Here is a 7847-nt window from a genome sequence, read left to right on the forward strand (position 1 = left end):
CGACCACCCCAAATAAATCGTATCGGGACGCACCGACTTCGCGCTAGGCCACCGCAATGCCGCCACCGCTCCACCCCCCCGTCAAACGCAGTGTCACTATCGCCGGGCATCCAACGTCGATCAGCCTGGAGCCGATTTTCTGGGATGCCCTGGAAGCGGCGGCGCTGGACGCCGGCCTGCCGGTCAACGCATTGGTCGCCAATATCGATGTAGAACGCATGGCGGCGGCGAACCCGCCCAATTTGACCAGCGCTATCCGCCAATGGCTGTGGTTGCAGCGCGGCTGAATGCGGCAGCAAAGGCAGCGCCCTTGTCGGGTGCAAAGTGCAGGAACAGCGACGGTTCGATCAGTTCCAGTTCCATGATGTGGAGCTTGCCGTCCACATCGCCGACCATATCGACGCGCGCATAGGTCGGTTGCACCGGGCAAGCGGCCAGCGCCGCCGCCGCAAGGGCCTTTGCTTCTGTTGTCGCTGCCCAGGCAAATTCGCGGCCGCCGAACTGCTCTTGCACACGAAAATCGCCCAGCGCCGGTCGCTTGACGATGGCATGGCTGACCTCGCCATCGAACAGGAACAGCGAAAATTCACCGTCGCGGACAATGCCCGGCATCAGCGGCTGGACCAGGCGGCGCTGCCCCATCGCATCGGGGGGCAGCCGATCCCCGCGCAGCAAACGGTGCGTCGCATCGGCACCGGCCGAAATCGCCGGCTTAATCACAACATCGCTCGCGCCGAGCGCATCGCACGCCGACGCAAAACTTCCATCGTCCAACGCGTCCACAAAAACGGTCGGCACCACCGCCACGCCCTGTGCCAAAAGTTCACCCAGATAGGATTTGTCGCTGTTCCAGCGCACCAGCCGGACCGGATTGACGACCGGCAGCTGCTGTGCCTCCAGCCGATCAAGCAACCCGAACCAGCGCGTCACGTCGCGCTGATACCCCCAAGCAAAAAGCGGGGTGACGAGGTCGAACCCGCCGAGATCGCCGGGGTCTGTCCACAGCCGTTGTTCAACCGCCAGCCCCGCCGCTGCAAGCGCCAGCGCTTTGCGCGCATAGCCCGTCTGCCACACCTCGGGATGGTCGTGCGGCGGCACCAAAATCGCAATGCGCGGCTGGAAGGGCATTTAGCGCAACAACAAATTCCGCGCCTGCCCGGCCAGATGCGACAACATCGCGCCATTTGGGTTGGCGATGGTACGCGCGCGATCAACCGTTGCCCGGAATTGTGCGATACGCCCAGCTTGCGAATCGAGCCATGCGTCCACCGCTGCGCCCAGCGCCTTGGCATCAAGCTTTGCCAGGAAATCGAGACGCATCTGCTGGAAATCGCGAGCCAGACTGTTGACCAGCAAACGCTCCCACGGGTCAGCGGGCGACATGCGCGCGGCGAGCGTTTGTGCCCAATCCAGGCCTAATGCTTCACCCAGGCGGGTAAAGGCATGCGTCGCATCGATCACGTCCGCCCCCTGGCGGTGCGCCAGATCGGCAAGGCCGACAACGCCATCGGTCTTGAACAGGCGGACGACGGCGGTGGAAAGTTCGGGGGTTGCACCCGCGTCGGCAAGGCGTGCGGCGAGCTGGTCCCATTGCTGGCGCACTGTGTCGCCCAGCAGAGCATCGACACTTCCGATCAGCTTGCTGACCCCGCCCTTCAGTCGCTCGACGGTTGCTGCAGGCGAGCTGCCGGGTGCAGCGACGCGCAGAATGTCCGCCATTTGCGACGTCATCGCAGCGGCCGTTTGCGCGAATAGCGACAGGCGTGTGGCTTCGCTGACCTCGGCCGTGTCGAGCGCGTGCCACAGCACGGGCATGTCAAACAGGCGTTCGGCCACGGCAAAGGCGGATGCCATGTTGGCAGGCGCGCAGCCCTCTTCCTCCATCAGCTCGAACGGGTGGATCATGCCCAGCCGGTTGACAATGCGGTTGGCGAGCTTGGTCGCGATGATTTCACGGCGGAGCTGGTGCTGCGCTATCGCTTCGCCAAACTTTGTCCGCATGGCGGGCGGAAATGCTGCAGCCAGATCGGTTGCCAGCGCCGCATCGTCGCCCAACACGCTGTCTTCGATAGCATCCTGCAAAGCAAGTTTCGCCGTCGACAGCAGCACCGCCAGTTCGGGGCGATACAGCCCATGCCCATCCTGCGCGCGGCGCTGCAGCTCGTCATTGGCCGCCAGCCCTTCGACCTGGCGGTCAAGGCGTCCCGCGCTTTCAAAACCTTCAATAAGCCGTAACGTCGAGGGCACGGCCGCCACGCCGCCCTGTTCAGCGATCGATAGCGCCAGCGCCTGCAGCCGGTTATCCTCTAGCACCAGTGCGCCAACGTCGTCGGTCATGGCGAGCAACAGCGCATCACGGTCGTCTTGCGCAAGCCGCCCCTCGGCCATTTCACGGTTGAGCGCGATCTTGATGTTCACCTCATTGTCGGAACAGTCGACGCCCGCGCTGTTGTCGATGAAATCGGTGTTCACCCGCCCGCCGCGCGCGGCAAAGGCAATGCGCGCGGCCTGCGTCACGCCCAGATTGGCCCCCTCGCCAATGGCCTTGCAACGCAGCTCCTCGGCATTGACGCGCAGCCGGTCGTTGGCAGGATCACCCACCTCCGCATTGTTCTGCACCGCCGCCTTTACATAGGTGCCGATGCCACCGAACCAGATGAGGTCCACTTCGGCACGCAATATGGCGGAAATGATCGTGGCCGGATCGGCTTCCGCCTGCGTTAGGCCCAGCATCGCCTGCACCTCGGGCGTCAGGGGGATGCTTTTCTGGCTGCGCGGAAAAATGCCGCCGCCCTTGGAAATCAGCGTGGCTTCATAGTCGGCCCAGCTGGAGCGCGGCAGATTGAACATGCGCTGTCGCTCAGCCCAGCTCTTCGCCGGATCGGGATCGGGATCCAGAAAGATATGACGGTGGTCAAATGCGGCGACCAGCTTGATGGCTTTCGACAGCAGCATCCCATTGCCGAACACGTCGCCTGACATGTCGCCGCAACCCGCCACGCGGATCGTTTCGGTCTGCACATCGACGCCGATTTCAGCAAAATGGCGCTGTACGGACACCCACGCACCCTTGGCGGTGATACCCATCGCCTTATGGTCATAGCCCTTGGATCCGCCGCTCGCAAAGGCGTCACCCAGCCAGAAGTCGCGCTCCATGGCGAGCGCATTGGCGACGTCGGAAAAGGTCGCCGTCCCCTTGTCTGCGGCAACCACAAAATAGGGATCATCGCCGTCACGGATATGGACCTTGGCCGGATGCCTGACCTTGCCGGCCACCAGATTGTCCGTGACCGACAACAACGAGCGGATGAAGATCCGGTAGCATTCGGTGCCCTCGGCAAACCAGGCATCGCGGTCCACGGCCATATCGGGCAGCGCTTTGGGATAGAAACCACCCTTGGCGCCGGTCGGCACAATGACGGCGTTCTTGACCCGCTGCGCCTTCATCAGGCCCAGAATTTCAGTGCGGAAATCATCGCGCCGATCCGACCAGCGCAGACCGCCGCGCGCGACTGGTCCGGCGCGCAGGTGGATACCTTCGACGCGCGGCGAATAAACGAAAATCTCGCGCCAGGGCAGCGGCTTGGGCAAGCCGGGAACCGCAGCGCTGTCCAGCTTAAACGCCAACGCTTCCTTGGCCGCAGGAGCAAAGGCATTGGTTCGCAGCGTCGCATCGATCACCGCACCGAACAGGCGCAGGATACGGTCGTCATCGATCGCGCTGACCTGCGCAAAGGCAGCATCCATCGCCGTCTGCGCTTCGGTTGCTGCTGCATCATCGTGCGCCGCCGGATCGTGCAGCGCAACAAACCGAGCGATCAGTCCCAGCGTAATGGTGGGCGCACCGCGCAGCGCGGCGACCACTGTGTCCATGCCATAGGACAGGCCGGTTTGGCGGAGATAGCGGAACCAGGCGCGCAACCACACGATAGCGCGCGGCTCGATCTCCATGGCAATCAGGAGCTGGTTAAAGGCGTCGTTTTCGGCTTTGCCATCGAGCACTGCCTCGACGGCCTTCTCGAGAATATCGGCGCGGGCAACGACAGCATTGGTGGCCACCGCAGCGGGAACCGACAGCAGGAAATCGTGGATGTGCTGGCCGTGCGGATCGCCGCTCTCGCCCGCAAGCACCGTCGGCACTTCTTCGAGCACCGTAAAGCCAAAATTTTCCAGCACGGGCACCACGTCGGACAACGCCAACGGACCGCTTTGGCTGTAAACCTTGAGGCGTAGCTGTTGGTCCCCGTCGCTTGGCTTGACCGCCAGGCGAACGGCGCGCGGCGCGTCTGCGTTCAGATCGCGCATCCGCATTATGTCGCGTGCCGCTTCTTCGGGCGAATAAAGATTGCGGTAGTTGGCAGGAAAGCGGGCGCCGAAACGCTGCGCCAGCACCGCCGCACGCCCTTCCTCACCGCGCGCGGCCAGCGCGGCCTCAACCTCGGGCACCCAGCCGCGCACCATTTGCTTCAGCCGTTCGTCGAGGGCATCGGTGTCGGGCACCACCCCGCCGCCACGCAGGTCAAGCGTATAGCGCAGCAACGCGGCGCCGCCGTCCTCAACCGCTATCGTCCAGCCCAGCAGCTTGGCCCGCGCAGCTTCGATCAGCATCGCCTCAATGGCGATCCGGCGCCCCGTCGATACCTCGTCGCGCGGCAGCCAGACAAAGGCAAACAAATGCCGCTGGAGCGCGTCGACCGCCGTCACCAGCTTGGGCCGCGGCCGATCGGTAATGGACATGGCGGTCAGCACCAACCGTTCGAGCGCGGCTGGATCGAAAGCAATCAGCAGGTCGTGCGGCAGTGCGGTCAGCGCATGGACCAGCGCCTTGCCCGCATGGCCCGAGGGGTCAAAGCCGAATTTGTCGTTCAAATGGGCCAGCTGGGTCCGCAGCACCGGCACCTTGGCAGGCGGGCTGGACAAGGCGGCGCTGGTCCACAACCCGGCGTGCAGCGACAGGCCCGTGAGCTTGCCGCCGTCGCGTAGCGGCAGAATGACAAGGTCGAGCAGAACCCGGCGGTGGACCGTCGACATCCGGTTGGATTTGACGAGCAGCGGCACCCGCCCGCCGCCGTCGAACCACGCAAAGGCAGCGTCGAGCGCAGCCTGTGACAACAAGGGTTCGTGGCTGCTGGCGCAAATGCCGACCGCATTGGCCGCTTTGCCTGCGCGGTCACAGTGGACATGGCCCAGCTGCGTCATCGAACCGTCGACAAACCAGCGCAGCAGCGCCGCAGCCTCGCCATCGTGCAGCGTGTCGGCGTCAGCACGCATCGCCGCCTGCATGGCGGGCCAGTCGCGCACCGCGGCGCGGACATCGGCAAGCCCCGCCTCAAGCGCCGCGACCAATTGCCGCCGCACGCGCGCATCACCGCGCTCGAGCTCGACATAGATCATCGATTCGCGCTTTTCGCCGCTTTCGCGTTCAAGGCTGACGTCGGTGAGCTGTCCATAGCGGTCGCGGCGCACGGTCAGCACGGGGTGCAGAATGCGTTCGACTGCCAGACCTTCGGCGGCGATCAGCACCGAGGCCGAATCAACCAGAAAAGGCATGTCGTCATTGACGAGCGCCAGCCGCATACGGCGGCCACCACCCGCATCACCAGGCATCGGCTCGAGCAGAACGTTCACGCGGTCAGGTGCGCGGTGCAAGGCCGCGCGCGCCATGAACCGACCAGCCTCGGCGCGGGCGGCGGCCGAAAAACCGTCGCCCTCGCCGGGGAGCGCACCTTCGCCCAGCGCTGTGGTCAAACATTCAACGATGGCGGGCGGTAGCGACGCAGCCCCCAAGTCCGTCGAATCCGTAGCAGATTCGGCCGTCCCACGATCCGTATTCGTAGCCATAAAGTCCTGCGTCCCCGGCGTTTAGGCGCCCGGGAGCCGCCCGAGCTGACCCTGCCATGTCTGGTAGCCCTGCCTATGCGCCCACGCGCGCATTGGCTCAACCCCTTGCGACCGGGACCAAGGAAAAATATCGCTGATCATTGCTGCGTCGTCCCGCAGCATGCGAGGTCAACGGACAATTGATCATGAATGCGATCAGCCCAGCGGCTGCGCCTTGGCGAGCAGCTTGGTCCACGCCGGATTGTCGGCATCAACGGATGCAACCAAACCGACGTGGTCGGCATCGACGCGGCGCGCCACCAGCACGACAAATTCCTGTTCGCCGGCGATGGGGAGCATGATGGCGGGCGGCAAGGCGCGGAGCGATTCCAGCTGAGCCACCGGATCGGCGCGCTCGGGTTTCACCCGTTCGGGACGCTTGCGCGCACGTTCGTCGCGCAGCAGCGCCTTAAGGCCGCCCGAATAAGATTCGAGATAAGCGGGCAAGGCGCCGCGCCCGATTCCGCTGTCTTTGGCATGGCCCAAAACACAGGCATATTCGGCAAGTCGCGTCTTGTCATAGCGCGCGCCGAACACCAGTTTGACGACCGGCGTCATCGGCGCGCGTTCCTGAGCCTTCAGGCCCGCATCGGCGAGCAGTTCGGCAAAATCATCCGGCTGCGCTTCGGCAGCAATAGCGAAATCCCACGCACGGCCAATCGCGGCATAGAGCGCATTGCGGCTGCGATTGTCGGCCGATTGCGCGGTGGCGGCTGTTTCGCGGGCCAGCGCCAACCAGTCGGCTAAGCCGGCATCGTCACCCAGCTCGACCGGTTCATCGGCCACGGCTTCCTCCACCATGACCGGGGCAACCGGGGGCACGGCCGTCGCCGACGCATAAGGCGCGGCGCTGGCGAGCGCCTTAAAGCCTGGCTCGGCACCATCATCCTCGGGTTCGTTATCGAGATGCTCGCTGTCGGGACCGTCGGCCCACACCGGGACAGGCGCGCTGAGCTGCTGCGGCTGCGGCGCACGCAGGGCGGCCTCGACCTCCAGCACCAACTCGTCGGACTGCGGGGGAACCACCACTTCCTTCCAGTTGATCACACCCATGATAAAATCGATGGAGTCGTCATCGGACGAGAAGGGCAGCAAAATTCCGCGATACATGATGGTCGCACCGCGTTCGTTCACGAATTCGGCCTCGAACCCGATAGGTGCGCGGTTGGCGATGATCTGCAGATAATGGTCAGTCAGGCGGCTCAAAACCGAGCGGCTTGGCACCTGACTGATATAGTGCGCATCGTCAGCATGGTCGGTTTCGGCGCGCAGCCGGTCGCCGAGAAAAACGATCGCGGGGTCTTCGATCCCGGCCGTGAAATCGAGCAGAACGGCATGCGGACCGAAATCGTCCAGATTGTCGATATCCAGGTCTTCGACCGACGGATAGGCGCGGTCTCCCAGCATGCTGGCCCAGAAATTATAGGCCCGCACCTGCATCCGGCGTTCATCGGTGCCAATGGCGGGGGGCGCTTCGATCGCCCCATCCATCTGTTCGCCGCTGCCGGAGAGCAATCCGCGCATGCTGTCCATCATCAAAGTCCCCAAACGAGCAAGTTCGGCACCCTAAATGGACCCACAGTGGTAAATGGCGCGTAAACGATATGCGGAAAGAAGAGGCAGGCGGCCCGAGCATCAACGCTTGTTTTCGTGCCTCCTGCTTGCTAACGGCCCAGCCCAAGCCGCTTTAGCTCAGTTGGTAGAGCACATCATTCGTAATGATGGGGTCACAGGTTCGAGTCCTGTAAGCGGCACCACGCACTTTTTCTTTTGATACCAATATCTTAGTTCGTGACCGCTTGCGCGGTATTGTCGCGCTTTGTCCGGCGTTTAGCGCAAGCGCAATTGGGCCTCCGCGGGCCAGAGACCGTCTCAGAGCATTGATTCTAGGTAATTTGTGCCAGATATCTCAAAGGGCCGAAAAGCCGGATTCCAGTTGCGTTGCGCTTTTGATGGATAGAGACGCC

At 63.7% G+C, this 7847-nt stretch carries 4 protein-coding genes and 1 tRNA gene; 2 read left to right on the forward strand and 3 right to left on the reverse strand.

Annotated elements, in window-relative coordinates; all coding sequences use genetic code 11:
• The first annotated feature begins 56 nt into the window (after positions 1-56).
• The gene (locus tag AC2TC0_RS14715) at positions 57-287 is read left to right on the forward strand and encodes a ribbon-helix-helix domain-containing protein (RefSeq protein ID WP_484718241.1); all 231 of its coding nucleotides are present in this window, start codon (positions 57-59) and stop codon (positions 285-287) included.
• On the opposite strand, the gene AC2TC0_RS14720 is transcribed toward AC2TC0_RS14715, so the two are convergent.
• The 3 genes from AC2TC0_RS14720 to AC2TC0_RS14730 form a co-directional block, all read right to left on the reverse strand.
• Positions 253-1128 carry an ATP-grasp domain-containing protein gene (locus tag AC2TC0_RS14720; RefSeq protein WP_484718242.1) on the reverse strand — a complete coding sequence of 292 codons (876 nt, stop codon included), beginning with the start codon at positions 1126-1128 and terminating at the stop codon, positions 253-255. The genes AC2TC0_RS14715 and AC2TC0_RS14720 overlap by 35 nt on opposite strands.
• A complete protein-coding gene (locus tag AC2TC0_RS14725; RefSeq protein ID WP_484718243.1) occupies positions 1129-5841 on the reverse strand; it encodes an NAD-glutamate dehydrogenase in 4713 nt (1570 codons plus the stop codon).
• A gap of 195 nt (positions 5842-6036) precedes the next feature.
• Entirely contained in the window at positions 6037-7404 is a 1368-nt protein-coding gene (locus AC2TC0_RS14730) for a PAS domain-containing protein (protein WP_484718244.1), read from the reverse strand.
• A gap of 157 nt (positions 7405-7561) precedes the next feature.
• Between AC2TC0_RS14730 and AC2TC0_RS14735 the strand changes: the two genes are divergently transcribed.
• Positions 7562-7637: transfer RNA gene (locus tag AC2TC0_RS14735), tRNA-Thr, on the forward strand.
• The last annotated feature ends 210 nt before the right edge of the window (positions 7638-7847 follow it).

Source organism: Sphingopyxis sp. sgz302558, assembly GCF_057220455.1.

Excerpts from the sequence above, each read along its gene's own strand:
- AC2TC0_RS14715 (WP_484718241.1), top strand. The coding sequence starts at position 57 with ATGCCGCCACCGCTCCACCCCCCCGTCAAACGCAGTGTCACTATCGCC.
- AC2TC0_RS14720 (WP_484718242.1), bottom strand. The coding sequence starts at position 1,128 with ATGCCCTTCCAGCCGCGCATTGCGATTTTGGTGCCGCCGCACGACCAT.
- AC2TC0_RS14725 (WP_484718243.1), bottom strand. The coding sequence starts at position 5,841 with ATGGCTACGAATACGGATCGTGGGACGGCCGAATCTGCTACGGATTCG.
- AC2TC0_RS14730 (WP_484718244.1), bottom strand. The coding sequence starts at position 7,404 with ATGCGCGGATTGCTCTCCGGCAGCGGCGAACAGATGGATGGGGCGATC.